Genomic DNA, 17961 nt, shown 5'->3' with positions numbered 1-17961 from the left:
CGGGGGCCAGAGGGGCCGCCCCCCGCCCCGGGGCCAGAGGGCCCCGCCCCTACCGAGGCGGCGGTGCGGTGGACCCCCGCACCATCAACTCCGCCCCGATCGTCGCGATCCCCCCGGGCGGCGCCGCCTCCTTGCCCGTCGCGAGGCGCCCCGCCCGCGCCCCCGCCTCGTGCAGCGGCAGCCGTACCGTCGTCAGCGCGGGCACCGCGTCCACCGCGAACGGCAGATCGTCGAACCCGGCCACCGAGATGTCCTCGGGAATCCGCAGCCCCGCATCGCGCAGCGCCGCGCACGCGCCCAGCGCGACGGTGTCGTTCGCCGCCACGACGGCCGTCAGGTCGGGCGTGCGGCGCAGGAGTTCGCCCGTCGCCTCGTACCCGGAGCCGCGGGTGTACGGCCCGTGCACGGTCAGCGGATCCTGCTCGTCGAGCACCCCCGCCGCGGCGAGCGCCGCGCGGTGGCCCTCCAGGCGGTGGCGGGTGGTGGTGCGGTCGGCCGGCCCGGCGACGTAACCGATCTTCCGGTGGCCGAGGCTGAGCAGGTGTTCGGTGAGCCGCCGCCCGCCGCCGAAGTTGTCGAAGGTGAGGGCCGCGGACACGGGCCCCTCGCCAGGACCGGGGCCACCCCCGAAGCCGGGACCACCCCCGGAGGCGCCGCCCCCGGCAGGGCCGCCGCCCCCGCCGCCCGCCCACGCCGCCGGCATCGGCCGCCCGCACAGCACCACCCGCGTCCCCGCCTCCGCGAGCCGCGCGAGCTTCGTCGCCATCGCCGCGCTGTGCTCCTCGTCCTCCAGCGCGCCGCCGGTGAGGACGACGGCCGCGGCGCGCTGGCGCTGGAGCAGCGTGAGGTAGGTCAGTTCCCGCTCGGGCGAGCCGCCGGTGTTGCAGACGACCGCCAGCTTCTCGCCGCCCGCGCGCCCTCCGGTGCCCCCTATCTGCGACTGTGCCGCGCTCGCCATGATCCCGAAGAACGGGTCGGCGATGTCGTTGACCAGGATGCCGACGAGGTCGGAGGTCGCGGCGGCGAGCGAACTCGCGGGGCCGTTCAGCACGTAGTCCAGCTCGTCGACGGCCTTGAGCACCCGTTCCCGAGTGGCCGCGGCGACCGGGTAGTTGCCGTTCAGGACGCGCGAGACGGTGGCCGGGGACACCCGGGCGCGGGCCGCCACGTCCGCCAGGGTGACTGTCATCGCTTCCTCCGTGAGGGGAGATCGGGCCCGGCCCTTGTACGGGGGGCTGCCCGCAGGCTAGCGTCATCTGCGATAGAAAGCGCTTGCTACGGCCATATCGGGCACCATGGAGGGAACTTCGTGACACGCAGGACAGTGCGGATCGCCATGAACGGCGTGACCGGGCGCATGGGGTACCGGCAGCACCTGGTGCGTTCGCTCCTCGCCATCCGCGAGCAGGGCGGACTCGACCTGGGCGACGGCGAGTCGCTGTGGCCCGAGCCGGTGCTGGTGGGCCGCCGCGAGCACGCGCTGCGGGAGCTGGCCGAGCGGCACGGCCTCACCGAGTGGTCCACCGACCTCGACGCGGTGCTCGCGGACCCGACCGTCGAGATCTACTTCGACGCGCAGGTCACCTCGGCCCGCGTGGCGGCGCTGAAGAAGGCGATAGCGGCGGGCAAGCACGTCTACACCGAGAAGCCCACCGCCACCGGCCTGGCCGAGGCCCTGGAGCTGGCCGGGCTCGCCCGCGACGCGGGCATCAAGCACGGCGTCGTCCAGGACAAGATCTTCCTGCCGGGACTGCGCAAGCTGAAGCGGCTGATCGACGGCGGCTTCTTCGGTGAGATCCTGTCCGTACGGGGCGAGTTCGGCTACTGGGTCTTCGAGGGCGACTGGCAGGAGGCCCAGCGCCCGAGCTGGAACTACCGCGCCGAGGACGGCGGCGGCATCGTCGTCGACATGTTCCCGCACTGGGAGTACGTGCTCCACGAGCTGTTCGGCCGGGTGACCAGCGTCCAGGCGCTCGCCACCACGCACGTCCCGCGCCGCTGGGACGAGCGGGGCAAGCCCTACACGGCGACCGCCGACGACGCGGCGTACGGCGTCTTCCAGCTGGAGGGCGGCGCGGTCGCCCAGATCAACTCCTCCTGGGCGGTGCGCGTCAACCGCGACGAGCTCGTCGAGTTCCAGGTCGACGGCACGCACGGCTCGGCCGTCGCGGGCCTGCGCAACTGCCGCGTGCAGCACCGCTCCGCGACGCCCAAGCCGGTCTGGAACCCGGACCTCCCGGCGACCGAGCGCTTCCGCGAGCAGTGGCAGGAGATCCCGGACAACGGCGAGTACGACAACGGCTTCAAGGCGCAGTGGGAGCTGTTCCTCGCGCACGTCTACGCCGACGCGCCGTACGCCTGGGACCTCCTCGCGGGCGCGCGCGGCGTCCAACTCGCCGAGCTGGGGCTGAGGTCGTCGGCCGAGGGCCGCCGCCTCGACGTGCCGGAGGTCTCGCTGTGATCCGCCTCCCCGACGGCCGCGCGCACACCCCGCGCGCCGAACCCCTGGCGCTGCCGCCGGGCGGGCCCGCACTGGCCTCCCGTACGGTCTTCGCGGCGGCGCACGTCGTCGCCGACCCGCACGCCGACGTCACGCCCGACGCCCCCGCGGCCGTCGACTGGGACGCCACGCTCGCCTTCCGCCGCCACCTGTGGTCGCACGGCCTGGGCGTGGCCGAGGCGATGGACACCGCGCAGCGCGGCATGGGCCTGGACTGGGCGGGCGCCGCCGAGCTGATCCGCCGCTCGGCCGCCGAGGCGAAGGCGGTGGGCGGCAGTATCGCGTGCGGCGTCGGCACGGACCAACTGGCGGGCCCCGTTGACCTCCTGACGATCCGTGAGGCGTACGAGGAGCAGCTCGCCCTCGTCGAGTCGGTCGGCGCGCAGGCGATCCTGATGGCGTCCAGGGCGCTGGCGGGCGCGGCGAAGACGCCCGACGACTACCGCGAGACGTACGGCGGGCTCCTGCGCCAGGCGGCCGAACCGGTCGTGCTGCACTGGCTCGGCCCGATGTTCGACCCCGCGCTCGAAGGGTACTGGGGCTCGTCCGACCTGGACGAGGCCACCGAGGTCTTCCTCGACGTCATCGCCGCGCACCCCGACAAGGTCGACGGCATCAAGGTCTCGCTCCTGGACGCGGACCGCGAGGTCGCGCTGCGGCGGCGCCTGCCGAAGGGCGTGCGCTGCTACACCGGTGACGACTTCCACTACCCAGAGCTGATCGCGGGCGACGCGCAGGGCTTCAGCCACGCCCTGCTCGGCGTCTTCGACCCGCTGGGCCCGCTGGCGGCGCGCGCGGTGCGGAAGCTGGACGAGGGGGACGCGGCGGGATTCCGTGAACTCCTCGACCCCACCGTCGAGTTGTCCCGCCACCTCTTCGCTTCCCCGACCCGCTACTACAAGACCGGAGTGGTGCTGCTGGCGTGGCTCGCCGGGCACCAGGAGCACTTCACGATGGTGGGCGGGCTCCAGTCGGCGCGCTCGCTGCCGCACCTCGCGCGGGCGTACGAACTGGCGGACGGGCTGGGCCTGTTCCCCGATCCCGGGCTCGCGGAACACCGGATGAGGGCGCTGCTGACGGTGCACGGGGTGGCGCAGTGAGCGCGCTCGCCCGGTTGAGCCTCAACCAGGAGACGATCAAGCAGTGGTCGCTGCCCGAGCTGGTCGAGGGCTGCGCGCGGGCGGGCGTCGGCGGGGTCGGCCTGTGGCGCGGCCCGGTCCAGGAGTACGGCGTGGAGCGCACGGCCCGCCTGGTGCGGGACGCCGGCCTCACCGTCACCAGCCTGTGCCGGGGCGGCTTCTTCACGGCCGACGGCTGGCTGTCCGACAACCGCGCGGCGGTCGATGAGGCGGCGGCGCTCGGCACGGACACGCTGGTCCTGGTCTCGGGCGGACTGCCCGAGGGCAGCCGGGACCTGGCGGGTGCGCGGGAGCGGGTGGCGGAGGCGCTGGGGGAACTCGCGCCCCACGCGCGCGCGTGCGGCGTGCGGCTCGCGGTCGAGCCGCTGCACCCGATGTTCGCCTCCGACCGGTGCGTGGTGTCCACGCTGGGCCAGGCGCTGGACATCGCGGAGCGGTTCCCCGCGGAGGAGGTGGGGGTGGTGGTCGACACGTACCACGTGTGGTGGGACGAGCGGGCCGCCGCGGAGATCGCCCGCGCGGGGGCGGGCGCGCGCATCCACGCGCTCCAGCTCGCGGACTGGATCACCCCGCTCCCGGCGGGGGTCCTCCTCGGCCGCGGCCAACTGGGCGACGGCTGCGTCGACTTCAAGGGCCTCGTGGCGGCGTCGGACGCGGCGGGGTACGCGGGGCGCTGGATCGAGGTCGAGATCTTCAACGAAGGGCTGTGGGCGAGGGACGGTGCGGAGGTCCTGGGAGAGGTGATCGCCCGGTACGGGGAGGTGCTGGGGTAGGGGGGCGGGCCCGCCGGGGGTGGGCGGGCACGTTGCGCGCGTGCCCGATCGTTGGCGCGCGCGGTGGAGCCGCACATCGACGCGGTCTCGCGGTCCGTGCCGAACGGGGCCGTCCCGCACGGGCCCCGGCGCCCCTACTTCGGGCCCCCGCCGCCCAACAGCCCGCCCAGCAGCCCGCCGAGCCCCCCGCCCTTCCCGCTTCCGCTTCCCTTGCCCGCCGCCGCTCGTTTCGTGAAGACCGCGAGCAGTACCGGCAGCAGTACGTCCAACGCCTTGGCGACCGTCGGCGCCGGCAGGCCCGTCTTCTTGGCGACCGCCGCCGCGACCGGCTTCGAGACCTTGCTGAACACGCCCGCGGCCATCCCGCCCCCGAGCAGCCCTCCGAGTCCGCCGAGCGCGGCCACTCCTTGCAGCCCGCCCCCGGAGGGCGCCGCGTCCGCCGCCCCAGCCGCGCCCTCCGCCGCGTCCGCCGCCTCCGCCACCTCCTGGACGTCCCCGCCCTGGAGTGCCGAGACGGTCGTGCCGACCATCGCCTGCGCGCCCGCCGTGTCCGTACCCAGCAGTCCGGCGATCTCCTGGAGCTTCTCGTCGCCGAGCTCGTCGAGGACGTCCTGCTCGAATGACTGGTCGTTCGGCTGATCGCTCATGCTTTAGAAGCTACTTCCGTCCCGTTATGTCGGCATTTTGAGGACCCGGGAACTCCGGAAAAATAACTGCCCGCATCCGTACAACCCTCTGGGGGTGACGTGGGTCCTACTTGGTGTCAGGGCCTTCGGGGAGGGGATCCGGGGGGATATCGGGGGCCGTGACGCTGGAGGGGGGAGCGCGTGGGGCCCGGTCTGCGGACCGGGCCCCTGTTGGTTGTGGCCGTGTTGTGGCCGTTCGAGCGGTGGCGGCCCGGTCGTGCCCTGGAGTTGTCCACAGTCCCGCAGTTGTCCACAGGCCCGCCGCGCTGTCCGACCCGAGCGGTAGCGTCGTCCGCATGCCCCAGCAGAAGCAGGCGCAGTCGACCGTGCCACCGCAAGCAGCACACACTCCCCAGCCCCCGACGAAAGCCGTACTCGAAGGCGTCCTGGAGCGGATCACCTACGCCAACGAGGAGACGGGCTACACCGTGGCCCGCGTCGACACCGGCCGCGGCTCGGGCGACCTGCTCACCGTCGTCGGCTCCCTCCTCGGCGCCCAGCCGGGCGAGTCGCTGCGCATGGAGGGCCGCTGGGGCTCGCACCCGCAGTACGGCAGACAGTTCACGGTCGAGAACTACACGACCCTCCTGCCCGCCACGATCCAAGGCATCCGCAGATACCTCGGATCCGGCCTGGTCAAGGGCATCGGCCCGGTCTTCGCCGACCGCATCACGCAGCACTTCGGCCTGGACACCCTCCAGATCATCGAGGAGGAGCCGGGGCGCCTGATCGAGGTCCCGGGCCTCGGCCCCAAGCGGACCAAGAAGATCGCCGAGGCATGGGAGGAGCAGAAGGCGATCAAGGAGGTCATGGTCTTCCTCCAGACGGTCGGGGTCTCCACCTCCATCGCGGTGCGGATCTACAAGAAGTACGGGGACGACTCGATCTCCGTCGTGAGGGACCAGCCGTACCGCCTGGCCGCCGACGTCTGGGGCATCGGCTTCCTCACCGCCGACCGGATCGCCCAGGCCGTCGGCATTCCGCACGACAGCCCGGACCGGGTCAAGGCGGGCCTCCAGTACGCCCTGTCGCAGTCCGCCGACCAGGGGCACTGCTTCCTCCCCGAGGAGCGGCTGATCAGCGATTCGGTGAAGCTCCTCCAGGTCGACACGGGCCTCGTCATCGACTGCCTCGCCGAGCTGGCGCAGGAAGAGGAAGGGGTGGTGCGCGAGCGGGTCCCGGGACCGGACGGCGGCGAGCCGATCACCGGCATCTACCTGGTGCCCTTCCACCGCGCGGAGCTCTCGCTCGCCGGACAGGTCAGACGGCTGCTGCGGGCCGAAGAGGACCGCATGCCGTGGTTCGCGGACGTGGACTGGCCCAAGGCGCTCGGCTGGCTGACGGGGCGCACGGGCGCCGACCTCGCGCCCGAGCAGGAGCAGGCGGTGCGCCTCGCGCTCACCGAGAAGGTCGCGGTGCTGACCGGCGGCCCCGGCTGCGGCAAGTCCTTCACGGTCCGCTCCGTCGTGGAGCTGGCCCGCGCCAAGCAGGCCAAGGTCGTCCTCGCGGCGCCCACGGGCCGGGCGGCCAAGCGGCTGGCCGAGCTGACCGGGGCCGAGGCGTCCACGGTGCACCGGCTGCTCGAACTGAAGCCCGGCGGAGACGCGGCGTACGACAGGGACCGGCCGCTCGACGCCGACCTGGTCGTGGTCGACGAGGCGTCGATGCTCGACCTGCTGCTCGCCAACAAGCTCGTCAAGGCGGTGGCACCCGGTGCCCATCTCCTCCTCGTGGGTGATGTGGACCAGCTGCCGAGCGTGGGCGCGGGCGAGGTGCTGCGCGACCTGCTCGCGCCGGGCGGTCCGGTGCCCGCCGTACGCCTCACCAGGATCTTCCGGCAGGCCCAGCAGTCGGGCGTGGTGACCAACGCCCACCGGATCAATTCGGGCGTTCCGCCGCTCACCCGGGGCCTCTCGGACTTCTTCCACTTCGTGGAGGACGAGACGGAGGATGCCGGGCGGCTGACCGTGGACGTCGCGGCGCGGCGCATTCCCGCCAAGTTCGGCCTCGACCCGCGCAGGGACGTCCAGGTGCTGGCCCCGATGCACCGGGGGCCCGCGGGTGCCGGGACCCTCAACGGCCTGCTCCAGCAGGCGATCACCCCGGCCAGGCCCGACGTGCCCGAAAAGCGGTTCGGCGGACGGGTGTTCCGGGTGGGCGACAAGGTCACGCAGATCCGCAACAACTACGAGAAGGGCGCCAACGGCGTCTTCAACGGCACGGTCGGCGTCGTCACCTCGCTCAGCCTGGAGGACCAGCGCCTCACGGTGCTGACCGACGAGGACGAGGAGGTCGGGTACGACTTCGACGAGCTGGACGAGCTGTCCCACGCGTACGCCGTGACGATCCACCGTTCGCAGGGCAGCGAGTACCCGGCGGTGGTGATCCCCGTCACCACCGGGGCGTGGATGATGCTCCAGCGGAACCTGCTCTACACCGCGGTGACCCGGGCCAAGAAGCTGGTCGTGCTGGTCGGGTCGCGCAGGGCCATAGGCCAGGCGGTGCGCACGGTGTCCGCGGGCAGGCGCTTTACCGCACTGGACTACCGGCTGTCCGGGTCAGGTCCAGTGGGAAACGTCACCTAGGACTTTCGGAACCGGGGCGAAGGGGGCAGGATGTTCAGGTTCGCGGCACTCAGTGCCGCGAATGGGCCTAATGGCCGACCCCGAGTGCACTCTGCTGAGCCAAATGGGGGATGGTAGAGACAGTCAGGGCACCTCGAAGAAGAGGCACTACGTCGGTGAGGGATGACGTGAGCGAGAACGCGAACAACGCTGTAGTACTGCGGTTCGGCGATGGCGAGTACACCTACCCGGTGATCGACAGCACCGTCGGCGACAAGGGCTTCGACATCGGGAAGCTCCGCGCACAGACCGGGCTGGTGACCCTCGACAGCGGATACGGCAACACCGCCGCCTATAAATCCGCCATCACCTACCTCGACGGCGAGCAGGGCATCCTGCGCTACCGCGGCTACCCCATCGAGCAGCTCGCGGAGCGCTCCACCTTCCTTGAGGTGGCGTACCTGCTGATCAACGGTGAACTGCCCAAGGTCGACGAGCTCTCGACCTTCCGGAACGAGATCACCCAGCACACGCTGCTGCACGAGGACGTCAAGCGCTTCTTCGACGGCTTCCCGCGCGACGCCCACCCGATGGCCATGCTGTCCTCGGTGGTCTCCGCGCTGTCCACGTTCTACCAGGACAGCCACAACCCCTTCGACGAGCAGCAGCGGCACCTCTCGACGATCCGGCTGCTCGCCAAGCTCCCGACGATCGCGGCGTACGCCTACAAGAAGTCAATCGGTCACCCGTTCGTGTACCCGCGCAACGACCTCGGGTACGTGGAGAACTTCCTGCGCATGACCTTCTCGGTCCCCGCGCAGGAGTACGAGCTGGACCCGGTCGTCGTCTCGGCGCTCGACAAGCTCCTCATCCTGCACGCCGACCACGAGCAGAACTGTTCGACCTCGACGGTCCGCCTCGTGGGCTCGTCGCAGGCCAACATGTTCGCGTCGATCTCGGCCGGCATCTCGGCGCTCTGGGGCCCGCTGCACGGCGGCGCCAACCAGTCCGTCCTGGAGATGCTGGAGGGCATCCAGGCCAACGGCGGCGACGTCGACTCCTTCATCCGCAAGGTGAAGAACAAGGAGGACGGCGTCCGCCTGATGGGCTTCGGCCACCGGGTGTACAAGTCCTTCGACCCGCGCGCCAAGATCATCAAGGCGGCGGCGCACGACGTGCTGTCCGCGCTCGGCAAGTCCGACGAGCTGCTGGACATCGCGCTCAAGCTGGAGGAGCACGCGCTCTCCGACGAGTACTTCGTCTCGCGGAACCTGTACCCGAACGTGGACTTCTACACGGGTCTGATCTACCGCGCGATGGGCTTCCCGACCGAGATGTTCACGGTCCTCTTCGCGCTGGGCCGGCTGCCGGGCTGGATCGCCCAGTGGCACGAGATGATCAAGGAGCCGGGTTCCCGCATCGGCCGCCCGCGGCAGATCTACACGGGCGAGGTCCTGCGCGACTTCGTTCCGGTCGAGGGCCGCTAGGTTCCTCACGGGGCCGCGGTCCTCACCTCACGCCTCTCGTCGCACGCCGCGACGGGGGGCGTGTTCGTTCTCGCGCGGCGTGTGCCCCACTCTCGCGCGGTTCCCCGCGCCCCTGAAAGGACCGCCGCCTGAAAGGACCGCCGCCCGAAGGCGCCGTCCCGGCTGCCGGGCGCTCAAGTGAGAAGCGCCCCGCTGCCAATCCCCCCACGGGTTGGCGAAGCGGGGCGCTTCCCTTTTCCCGGAGCGGATTCCCCCCACGGGATCCGGCCGGGCGTCTGGGTGCGGTCCGCCGGGGTACGTACGCACGGGAGGGCCGCTCAAAGCTCCCCGGTGCACGTGCCCCGGCCAACGCTTGCCTGGGACGCCCCCCATAGGCGTCCACATGGACGTCCCCCAAGACGTCCGTGGCATCGCCCACTTAGACTCGCCAACCCCCCGGATGGTTACCCCTAAAACTCTGTGATCTAGATCTCTTTGTGAAGGTCTTGTGCATCTCGTGGAGACCGCCCACCGGAATCCACAAAACCGCTCAGCGGACTTCCCGGCGGACTCCCCGGCGGACGCCTCAGCGGAACGACCGCAGCCGCAGGCTGTTCGTCACCACGAAGACCGAGGAGAAGGCCATCGCCGCACCCGCGATCATCGGGTTCAGGAGCCCCGCGGCGGCCAGCGGCAGCGCGGCGACGTTGTAGCCGAACGCCCAGCAGAGGTTGCCCTTGATCGTGGCGAGGGTCCGCCGCGAGAGCCGGATCGCGTCCGCCGCCACCCGCAGGTCACCGCCGACCAGCGTGAGGTCGCCCGCCTCGATCGCCGCGTCCGTGCCCGTGCCCATCGCGAGCCCCAGGTCGGCCTGGGCCAGGGCCGCCGCGTCGTTGACGCCGTCGCCGACCATCGCGACCGAACGGCCCTCGGACTGGAGGCGCTTGACCACGGACACCTTGTCCTCGGGCATGACCTCGGCGATCACCTCGTCGATCCCGACCTCCGCCGCGACCGCCTCCGCCACCGCCTTGTCGTCGCCGGTCAGCAGCACCGGCGTCAGACCGAGCGCGCGCAGCCGGGCGACGGCCTCCGCGCTGGTGTCCTTCACCGCGTCGGCGACGGTGAGCGTGCCGCGCGCGACCCCGTCCCAGGCGACGACGACCGCCGTACGGGCCGCGTCCACGTGCTCCGGGGGCGGTGCGACGCCCGCTTCCACGAGCAGCCGGGGCCGCCCCACCAGCACCTCGTGCCCCTCGACCGTGCCGCGCACCCCGAGCCCGGGGACGTTCTCGAAGTGCTCGGGCACCGGCAGCTCCCCGACGCGCCCGGCGGCGCCCGCCGCGACGGCCTTCGCGATCGGATGCTCGGACGCGTGCTCCAGCGCCCCGGCCAGGCGCAGCAGCTCCCGCTCGTCGGTGCCCCCGGTGGCGTACGCGCCGTGGAGCGCCATGCGGCCCGTGGTGACGGTGCCGGTCTTGTCCAGGACGATCGTGTCGACGCGGCGGGTGGTCTCCAGCACCTCGGGTCCCTTGATCAGGATGCCGAGCTGGGCGCCGCGCCCGGTGCCGACCATGAGCGCGGTCGGCGTGGCGAGGCCCAGGGCGCAGGGGCAGGCGATGATCAGTACGGCGACGGCGGCCGTGAACGCGGCTGCCGTGTCGCCGGTCGCGGCGAGCCAGCCGAGCAGCGTGCCGAGCGCGATGAGCAGCACGACGGGGACGAACACCGCGGACACCCGGTCCGCGAGCCGCTGCACCCGCGCCTTGCCGCTCTGTGCCTCCTCGACCAGCCGTGCCATGCGGGAGAGCTGGGTGTCGGCGCCGACCCTGGTCGCCTCGACGACCAGGCGCCCGGACGTGTTGAGCGTCGCGCCCGTCACGGCGTCCCCGGGGCCGATGTCCACCGGCACGGACTCGCCGGTCAGCATGGAGGCGTCGACGGCGGATGAGCCCTCGGTCACCGTGCCGTCGGTGGCGATCTTCTCGCCGGGCCGCACCACGAAGCGGTCGCCCGTGCGCAGCGCCCCGATCGGGATCCGCACCTCGGTGTTCCCGCGCAGCACCGCCACGTCCTTGGCGCCCAGTTCGAGCAGGGCGCGCAGGGCGGCGCCCGACTTCCGTTTGGCGCGCGCCTCCAGCCAGCGGCCGAGCAGGATGAAGGTGACGACCCCGGCGGCGACCTCCAGGTAGATCGTGGACGCGGCGTCGCCCCGGGAGACGGCGGGGTCGAAGCCGTGGCGCATGCCGGTCGTGCCCGCGTCGCCCAGGAACAGCGCCCACAGCGACCAGCCGTACGCGGCGAGTGTGCCCAGCGAGACCAGCGTGTCCATGGTGGCGGCGCCGTGCCGGGCGTTCTTCCGGGCGGCGCGGTGGAAGGGCAGCCCGCCCCAGACGACGACGGGGGAGGCGAGGGTGAGCGAGAGCCACTGCCAGTTGTCGAACTGGAGGGCGGGGACCATGGCGAGCAGCACGACGGGCAGCGCGAGTGCGACGCTCACCTTGAGCCGGGTGAGCAGGGCGTCGGCGGGCTCCCCTGCGCGTTCGTCGGCGCGTTCGTCGGCGGGACCGTCCGCGACGGCCTCCGCAAGCGGCTCCGGCTCCGGCGGCGGGGGCGGCGGGGGCTCCTCCGCCGTGTACCCGGTCTTCTCGACGGTGGTGATCAGGTCCCCGACCGTTACCCCCTCGGGGTACGAGACGCTCGCCTTCTCCGTGGCGTAGTTGACGGTCGCCGTGACGCCGTCCATGCGGTTGAGCTTCTTCTCCACGCGCGCGGCGCAGGAGGCGCAGGTCATCCCACCGATGGTGAGTTCGACCCGGGTGGTTTCCACGTTCGGGACTCCAGGAACAGGTGCGGGGCCGTACGCGACCAGTATGCGAGCTGGTCCCGTACGGCCCCGGAGGCGGCCCGCGGAGCCCGTACGGCTGCGCGCGCGGCCCGGCAAGGCGTCCGGCGGCGTTACGCCAGGCCCGTGAGCTCGTAGCCCGCCTCGTCGACGGCGGCGCGCACCGCGGCCTCGTCCAGCGGGGCCGCGGAGACCACGGTCACCAGGCCGGTGGACGCCACGGCCTTCACCGAGCCGACGCCCGCGATCTGCGAGATCTCCTCGGAGACCGCGCCCTCGCAGTGGCCGCAGGTCATGCCCGACACCCGGTAGACCGTGGTGACGTCGCCCGCCTGGGCGGTGTCGGCCGCGTCGGTGTGGCAGGAGCCGCTGGGCGTGCAGCAGGAGCCGGTGGCCTGGGGGAGCTCGGTCTTCTCTTCGGTGGTGGTCATGGCGATCTCCTCGTTGGGGCTCGGTGCGGTGCGCGATCTGGGCGCCGCGCGGAGTGCGCGGTGCGGTGGCACGGGGTGCCCCGGCCCGTACCGTTGCCGTCCCGGGTGCCCCGCTGAACAGAACTGTATACCCCTAGGGGGTATGTGCGCCACTCCCTCCCCGCGCGCCGCGCACGAGACCCCGCAGCCAGCCGATGGCCAGCAGGGTGATGACGACGAGGCCGCCCACGGAGAACAGCGTGAAGAGGTGCTGCTGCTGGTCCGTCGGCTCGGGGATGTAGCCCTGGGCGAAGAGCTGGCGGTCCAGGTCGGTGGTGGTGAGCCGGGCGACCAGCCAGATCGCGATGCCGTGCATGGAGTCCCAGAGCGCGTGCAGCACGGCGACGCCGAGGTAGGCGCCGACCACGGGCCCGGCGAACCTGAAGCGCCCGTCGGGCCTGCGGTACGCCAGGAGCACGCTGCCCGCGATCGCCGTCCACAGGCCGTGCCCGAACGGCGCGAGCACCCCGCGCAGGATCTCCGTCTCCAGCAGCGCGCGCAGGTCGATGCCCTCCATCGTGACCGCCGCGTTGAAGGCGTACCCCGCGCTCTCGAACGCCGCGAAGCCGAAGCCGACCGTCGCACCGAGCACCAGGCCCGCCCGCACGCCGTGGATCCGGGCGTGGCGGCGCACGACGAACATCAGCGCCGCCAGCTTCACGGCCTCCTCGATGAGGCCCACGCCCACGAACATCCAGAGCGAGGGGTGCAGGAGGTAGTACTCCATCACCGACGCGCCCAGCACGCCCAGCACGCCGCCGGTCAGGAAGGCGCCCAGGATCAGGTTCACCCCGAGGTCGCGGCCGTGGCGCTCGTACGCCCACAGGACGAAGACCGAGGGGACGAGGAAGGAGCCGAGCAGGATCAGCGTCGGCAGGAGGGTGGTGTTCTTGGTCGCGTACGTCACGACGGCCGTCAGTACCCACAGGGCGAGCCCGCCCCACAGGCAGCGCCGCCACAGCCCCGGCCGGGCCTGCGGGGGAGCCGGCGGCTCGGCGGGAGGGGCGGGGGGCTGGTGCATGTGCGGTCCCTTCGGCACGGCGCTGCGCCGCGCTCCGGACGGAGACGGAGTCCGAGCAGAGCCTATGCCGAATGTGCGATATGCGGCATTCGCTACGTCCGGGCGCGCCGCGCCCCGTCCCGGTTCCAGTCCCGGGCGAGCACCGCCATGTTCGTGGCGTCCATCCACTCGCCCTCGTACAGCAGCGACTCGCGCTCGACGCCCTCGGCGACGAAACCGGCCTTCTCGTAGGCCCGGATCGCGCGCGGGTTGAAGTTGTAGACGTGCAGCGAGACGCGGTTGAGGCGGAGCTCCTCGATGCCGTACGCGACGGTCAGCCGCACCGTCTCCGAGCCGAGCCCGCGGTCGCGGCCCGCGGGGCCGATGAGGATGCGGAACGAGGCGCTGCGGTTGTGCGCGTCCCACTCGTTGAGCACCGTCTCGCCGACGAGGGCGCCGCTCGCCCGGTCGACGATGCCGAGGTCGAGGCGGTCGGTCTGGGCGGAACGGGTGGCGTACCAGTCGCGCAGGTGCTCGTAGGGGAGCGGGCCTTCGTGCGCGCTGCCGGTGAACTTCAGGACCTCCGGGTCCGCGAGGATCTCCGCCATCGCGGGGGTGTCGGCCTCGGTGAAGGGCCGCAGGAGCACCTTGTCGCCGGTCAGGGTGGGCTTGGTCGCGAAGGTGGTGGGCATGGGGGCGATTTTCGGTGGGCGGGGGCGGTCGGCTCAACGGGGTTTCCGGGGGACGCCGGGGGGCCCGCGCCTTCCGGCGCGGGCCCCCCGGTCTCCCTACTCCCTGCGGCTCCTGTTGCCGGGACGCCTGGCCACCCAGCTGCGGATGGTGTCCGCGTGCCAGTACGGCTTCCCGCTCTCCACGTGGTCCGGCGGCGGCAGCAGACCGTGCTTGCGGTAGGAGCGGACGGTGTCCGGCTGCACGCGGATGTGGGCCGCGATCTCCTTGTACGACCAGAGCTTGCTGTCCGTCATCTGTGGCACCTCCCTGCCTGCGCCGCGGCGGCGGCCTGGGGGCCGTCGGGGGAGCCGTGGCGCGGCGTTGGCGATCACTGAAGCCTGTGCCCGGTGAACGACGCAGAGTGACGGTATGGGCGGGGCTGTGGTGCGCCTGTGACGGAAGACCCGCGTAATGGCGATATGTGTGACACCGGGGTAACTGCTGTGACGTAAGCGGCATATCGGTACGGGGGTGGGCTGGTCGCGCAATTCCCCCCTGCCCCGCCCCGCCCGCCCCGCCTCAGGCGTACAGCGCGGGACGCTCCCGCAGGAGCACCGGGACCCGCTCACCCGTCCGCTGCGCCCGCACCCCCGCCTCCGAGACCGCCGCAGCCGCGTACCCGTCCCACGCGCCGGGCCCCTCCACCCGGCCCTCGTGCGTCGCGTCGACCCACGCCTGGACCTGGCGGTCGTACGCGTCGGCGAAGCGGACCACGTAGTCCGGCGGGATCTCCCCGCCCCTGCGGCCGCGGCCGTCCACCGCCGACTGGACGGTCAGCGCGTGCTCCTGCCCCGTGCCGATCTCCGCGCTGCCCCGCTCGCACACCGCCTCGCAGCGCACCTGGTAGCCGAAGCCGCAGTTCACGAAGATCTCCACGTCCACGACCGCCCCGCCGTCCGTCTCGAAGAGGACCAGCTGGGGGTCGGCGAGCGCGGGCGGCGCGTACGAGGACGGGGCCGGGCGCAGCACCGTGACCGCGGTGATCTCCTGGCCGAGCAGCCAGCGCGTGGCGTCCACCTCGTGCACCACCGAGTCGTTCACCAGCATCTCGGTGGTGAAGAACGACGGCGACGAGGCGTTGCGGTGGCGGCAGTGCAGCATCAGCGGGCGGCCCAGCGAGCCGCCGTCCAGCAGGGCCTTGAGCCGTACGTACTCGGAGTCGTACCGCCGCATGAAGCCGACCTGCACCAGGCGGCGGCCCAGCCGCTGCTCCGCCGCCACGATCCGCGCCGCGCCCGCCGCGTCCGGCGTCAGCGGCTTCTCGCACAGGACGGGCAGGCCCCGGTCGAAGGCGGCCAGCAGGGTCGCCTCGTGGGCCGGGCCGGGCGAGGCGACCAGGACGGCGTCCACGCCGGGCGCCGACAGGGCGGCGGCCGGGTCGGTGTGGACGGCGCAGTCGATCCCGGCGGCCGCCTCCTTCGCGCGCGCCTCGTCCGGGTCGGCGACCGCCGCGACGTGCGCGCCGCTGGTGGTGCGGTGGATCCGGCGGACGTGGTCGGCGCCCATCTTCCCGGTGCCGATGACCGCTATGCCCAGGCTCATCCGCTCAGACCCCGCAGCCGCGCAGGTAGTGGCGGGTGCGGCGGGCCACCGGCAGCGGGCGGTCGGGCTCGCAGGGGTACATGTCCTGCTCGACGATCGCGAACAGGTCGACGTCCAGCGCGGACGCCGCCGCCAGGACCGGCTCAAGCGCGGGCACCCCCGTCGGCGGTTCGCACATCACGCCGCGCGCCACCGCCGGGCCGAACGGCAGCCGCTCCGCGCGGACCTGCGCGAGGACGGCCGGGTCGACCTGCTTGAGGTGGAGGTAGCCGATGCGCTCGCCGTACGTCTCGATGAGCTTGACGCTGTCGCCGCCGCAGTACGCGTAGTGGCCGGTGTCCAGGCAGAGCGAGACGAGGTCCGGATCGGTCGCGTCGAGGAGGCGCGCGACGTTCTCCTCGGTGTCGACGTGGGTGTCCGCGTGCGGGTGGAGGACCGCGCGCAGCCCGTACGCGTCCCGCAGTCCGCGGCCCAGGCGCTCGGTCTGGACGGTCAGATCGCGCCATTGCTCCGGCGTGAGGACCGGGTCCTCCAGCACCTCGCCCGTCTTGTCGTCGCGCCAGAACGCCGGGATCACGACGAGGTGGTCGGCGCCCATGGCCCGGGTCAGCTCCGCGACCCGCGCGACGTGCTCCCAGGTCTCGTCCCAGACGGCGGGGCCGCGGTGCAGGCCGGTGAAGACGGTGCCGGCGGAGACCGCGAGGCCGCGCGACGCGGTCTCGTCCACGAGGCGCGCGGGGTCGGTCGGCAGGTAGCCGTATGGGCCCAGCTCGATCCACGCGTACCCGGCGTCCGCGACCTCGTCGAGGAAGCGCCGCCAGGGCACTTGGCGCGGGTCGTCGGGGAACCAGACCCCCCAGGAGTCGGGGGCCGAGCCGATCCGGATGCGGGAGGAGACGGCGCTCATGCGCGTCAGCTTTCCCGGCGCGGGAGAGGGGTGTCAAGGACAGGTCCGAATGTAAGGACAAAATGTTGACAGAGGGGGAGGAGGGGGTTAGACCTGGGGCATGCCGCAGCCGGAGCCGCAGTCGCCCGAGGTGACCACACGGCCGTACGACCAGCCGTACGACGTCATCACGATGGGCCGGATCGGTGTGGACATTTACCCGCGGCAAGTCGGCGTCCCGCTCGCGCGCGTGGAAACGTTCGGGAAATTCCTGGGGGGTTCGCCGTCGAACGTCGCGGTCGGCGCGGCGCGGCTCGGACTGCGCAGCGCGGTCATCACGCGGACCGGGGCGGACCCCTTCGGGGCGTACCTGCGCGGCGCGCTCGGGGAGTTCGGGGTGGACGCGCGGTGGGTCGGCGAGGTGGCCGCGCTGCCGACGCCCGTGACGTTCTGCGAGATCTTCCCGCCCGACGACTTCCCGCTCTACTTCTACCGGCACGCCGGGGCGCCGGATCTGGAGATCCGCGCCGAGGAGTTGGACCTCGCGGAGGTCCGGGCTGCGCGGGTCTTCTGGATGACGGGGACGGGGCTGTGCGTCGAACCGAGCCGCACGGCGACGCTGGCGGCGCTCGCGGCGCGGGGGCGGGCGCGGCACACGGTCTTCGACCTGGACTGGCGGCCGATGTTCTGGGGGGCGGAAGGTTCGGGGGAGACGGCCGCCGGGGCCGCGGCGCCCTTCTACCGGGAGGCCCTGGCCCACGCGAGCGTCGCCGTCGGGAACCTCGACGAGTGCGAGGTGGCCACCGGGGAGCGCGAACCGCGCGCCGCGGCGCGGGCGTTGCTCGCGGCGGGCGTGGAGCTGGCCGTCGTCAAGCAGGGGCCGCGCGGGGTGCTCGCCGCGCACCGGGACGGCACGGTGGTGGAGGTGCCGCCGCTCGAGGTGCCGGTGGTCAACGGGCTCGGCGCGGGGGACGCGTTCGGCGGGGCGCTGTGCAGGGGGCTGGTGGCGGGGTGGGGGCTGGAGCGGGTGATGCGGTACGCGAACGCGGCGGGGGCGATCGTCGCTTCGCGGTTGGCGTGTTCCTCGGCGATGCCTTGCGCTTCCGAGGTCGCGGAGCTTCTGGAGACCGGGCGGGTGCCCGCGGAGCGGGGGGCGGGGCGGTGAGCGCGCCCGCTCGGGGTGGGTGGGTACGCGGGTGGCGAGCCCGCTCGGGGTGCGTGGGTACGTGCGGCATCCGCCCCACCCTCGCGCGGTTCCCCGCGCCCCCAGGTGGTCCGCCGTACCGTCCCCGTCAGCCACAGGCGCCCCGTCAGGGGCGCGGGGAACTGCGCGGGCGACCGGCCACCGGGCCGCACCC

The 17961-nt window shown here is 72.8% G+C and carries 15 protein-coding genes; 6 read left to right on the top strand and 9 right to left on the bottom strand.

Going from position 1 to position 17961, the window contains the following annotated elements:
* Positions 1-49 precede the first annotated feature (49 nt).
* Positions 50-1189 carry a LacI family DNA-binding transcriptional regulator gene (locus tag ACIBNE_RS20090; protein WP_399273327.1) on the bottom strand — a complete coding sequence of 380 codons (1140 nt, stop codon included), beginning with the start codon at positions 1187-1189 and terminating at the stop codon, positions 50-52.
* Between the two features lie 120 nt (positions 1190-1309).
* On the opposite strand from ACIBNE_RS20090, the gene ACIBNE_RS20085 reads away from it, so the two are divergent.
* The 3 genes from ACIBNE_RS20085 to ACIBNE_RS20075 are packed head-to-tail and all read left to right on the top strand — an operon-like array spanning position 1310 to position 4412.
* Positions 1310-2461, top strand: coding sequence for a Gfo/Idh/MocA family protein (locus tag ACIBNE_RS20085; protein ID WP_399273326.1), 1152 nt, complete (start codon positions 1310-1312; stop codon positions 2459-2461).
* Positions 2458-3600, top strand: coding sequence for a dihydrodipicolinate synthase family protein (locus tag ACIBNE_RS20080; RefSeq protein WP_399273324.1), 1143 nt, complete (start codon positions 2458-2460; stop codon positions 3598-3600). Before ACIBNE_RS20085 ends, ACIBNE_RS20080 begins: the two co-directional genes overlap by 4 nt.
* Positions 3597-4412 (top strand): sugar phosphate isomerase/epimerase family protein, encoded by an 816-nt coding sequence (locus tag ACIBNE_RS20075; protein ID WP_399273322.1) that lies wholly within the window; start codon positions 3597-3599, stop codon positions 4410-4412. The genes ACIBNE_RS20080 and ACIBNE_RS20075 overlap by 4 nt, the downstream gene beginning before the upstream one ends.
* A 134-nt stretch (positions 4413-4546) precedes the next feature.
* Here ACIBNE_RS20075 and ACIBNE_RS20070 read toward each other — a convergent pair whose 3' ends face one another.
* Positions 4547-5059: a DUF937 domain-containing protein gene (locus tag ACIBNE_RS20070; protein WP_399273321.1), complete on the bottom strand. Its 513-nt coding sequence runs from the start codon at positions 5057-5059 to the stop codon at positions 4547-4549.
* A gap of 335 nt (positions 5060-5394) precedes the next feature.
* Between ACIBNE_RS20070 and ACIBNE_RS20065 the strand changes: the two genes are divergently transcribed.
* Both ACIBNE_RS20065 and ACIBNE_RS20060 read left to right on the top strand, forming a co-directional pair.
* Positions 5395-7683: an ATP-dependent RecD-like DNA helicase gene (locus ACIBNE_RS20065; RefSeq protein ID WP_399273319.1), complete on the top strand. Its 2289-nt coding sequence runs from the start codon at positions 5395-5397 to the stop codon at positions 7681-7683.
* A gap of 167 nt (positions 7684-7850) precedes the next feature.
* Positions 7851-9149 (top strand): citrate synthase, encoded by a 1299-nt coding sequence (locus ACIBNE_RS20060; RefSeq protein WP_399273318.1) that lies wholly within the window; start codon positions 7851-7853, stop codon positions 9147-9149.
* Positions 9150-9714: 565 nt separating this feature from the next.
* On the opposite strand, the gene ACIBNE_RS20055 is transcribed toward ACIBNE_RS20060, so the two are convergent.
* The 7 genes from ACIBNE_RS20055 to ACIBNE_RS20025 form a co-directional block, all read right to left on the bottom strand.
* Entirely contained in the window at positions 9715-11922 is a 2208-nt protein-coding gene (locus tag ACIBNE_RS20055) for a heavy metal translocating P-type ATPase (RefSeq protein WP_399274231.1), read from the bottom strand.
* Between the two features lie 164 nt (positions 11923-12086).
* Positions 12087-12404, bottom strand: coding sequence for a heavy-metal-associated domain-containing protein (locus ACIBNE_RS20050; RefSeq protein ID WP_399273317.1), 318 nt, complete (start codon positions 12402-12404; stop codon positions 12087-12089).
* Between the two features lie 133 nt (positions 12405-12537).
* The gene (locus tag ACIBNE_RS20045) at positions 12538-13464 is read right to left on the bottom strand and encodes a PrsW family intramembrane metalloprotease (RefSeq protein WP_399273316.1); all 927 of its coding nucleotides are present in this window, start codon (positions 13462-13464) and stop codon (positions 12538-12540) included.
* A gap of 92 nt (positions 13465-13556) precedes the next feature.
* The gene (locus ACIBNE_RS20040) at positions 13557-14135 is read right to left on the bottom strand and encodes a GNAT family N-acetyltransferase (protein WP_399273314.1); all 579 of its coding nucleotides are present in this window, start codon (positions 14133-14135) and stop codon (positions 13557-13559) included.
* A gap of 96 nt (positions 14136-14231) precedes the next feature.
* Complete coding sequence (locus ACIBNE_RS20035) at positions 14232-14429, bottom strand: helix-turn-helix transcriptional regulator (protein WP_399273313.1); 198 nt, start codon at positions 14427-14429, stop codon at positions 14232-14234.
* Between the two features lie 265 nt (positions 14430-14694).
* On the bottom strand, positions 14695-15717 hold the full coding sequence (locus ACIBNE_RS20030; RefSeq protein ID WP_399273311.1) for a Gfo/Idh/MocA family protein: 1023 nt from the start codon (positions 15715-15717) through the stop codon (positions 14695-14697).
* A 4-nt stretch (positions 15718-15721) separates the two neighbouring features.
* A complete protein-coding gene (locus ACIBNE_RS20025; protein WP_399273308.1) occupies positions 15722-16624 on the bottom strand; it encodes a sugar phosphate isomerase/epimerase family protein in 903 nt (300 codons plus the stop codon).
* A gap of 100 nt (positions 16625-16724) precedes the next feature.
* On the opposite strand from ACIBNE_RS20025, the gene iolC reads away from it, so the two are divergent.
* A complete protein-coding gene (gene iolC, locus ACIBNE_RS20020) occupies positions 16725-17768 on the top strand; it encodes a 5-dehydro-2-deoxygluconokinase (protein ID WP_399273306.1) in 1044 nt (347 codons plus the stop codon).
* Positions 17769-17961 lie beyond the last annotated feature (193 nt).

This window comes from Streptomyces sp. NPDC050504, assembly GCF_044458065.1.
Lineage (GTDB): Bacteria > Actinomycetota > Actinomycetes > Streptomycetales > Streptomycetaceae > Streptomyces.
The sequence above is the reverse complement of the archived record's forward strand: the minus strand, read 5'-3'. Positions and strand labels throughout refer to the sequence as shown.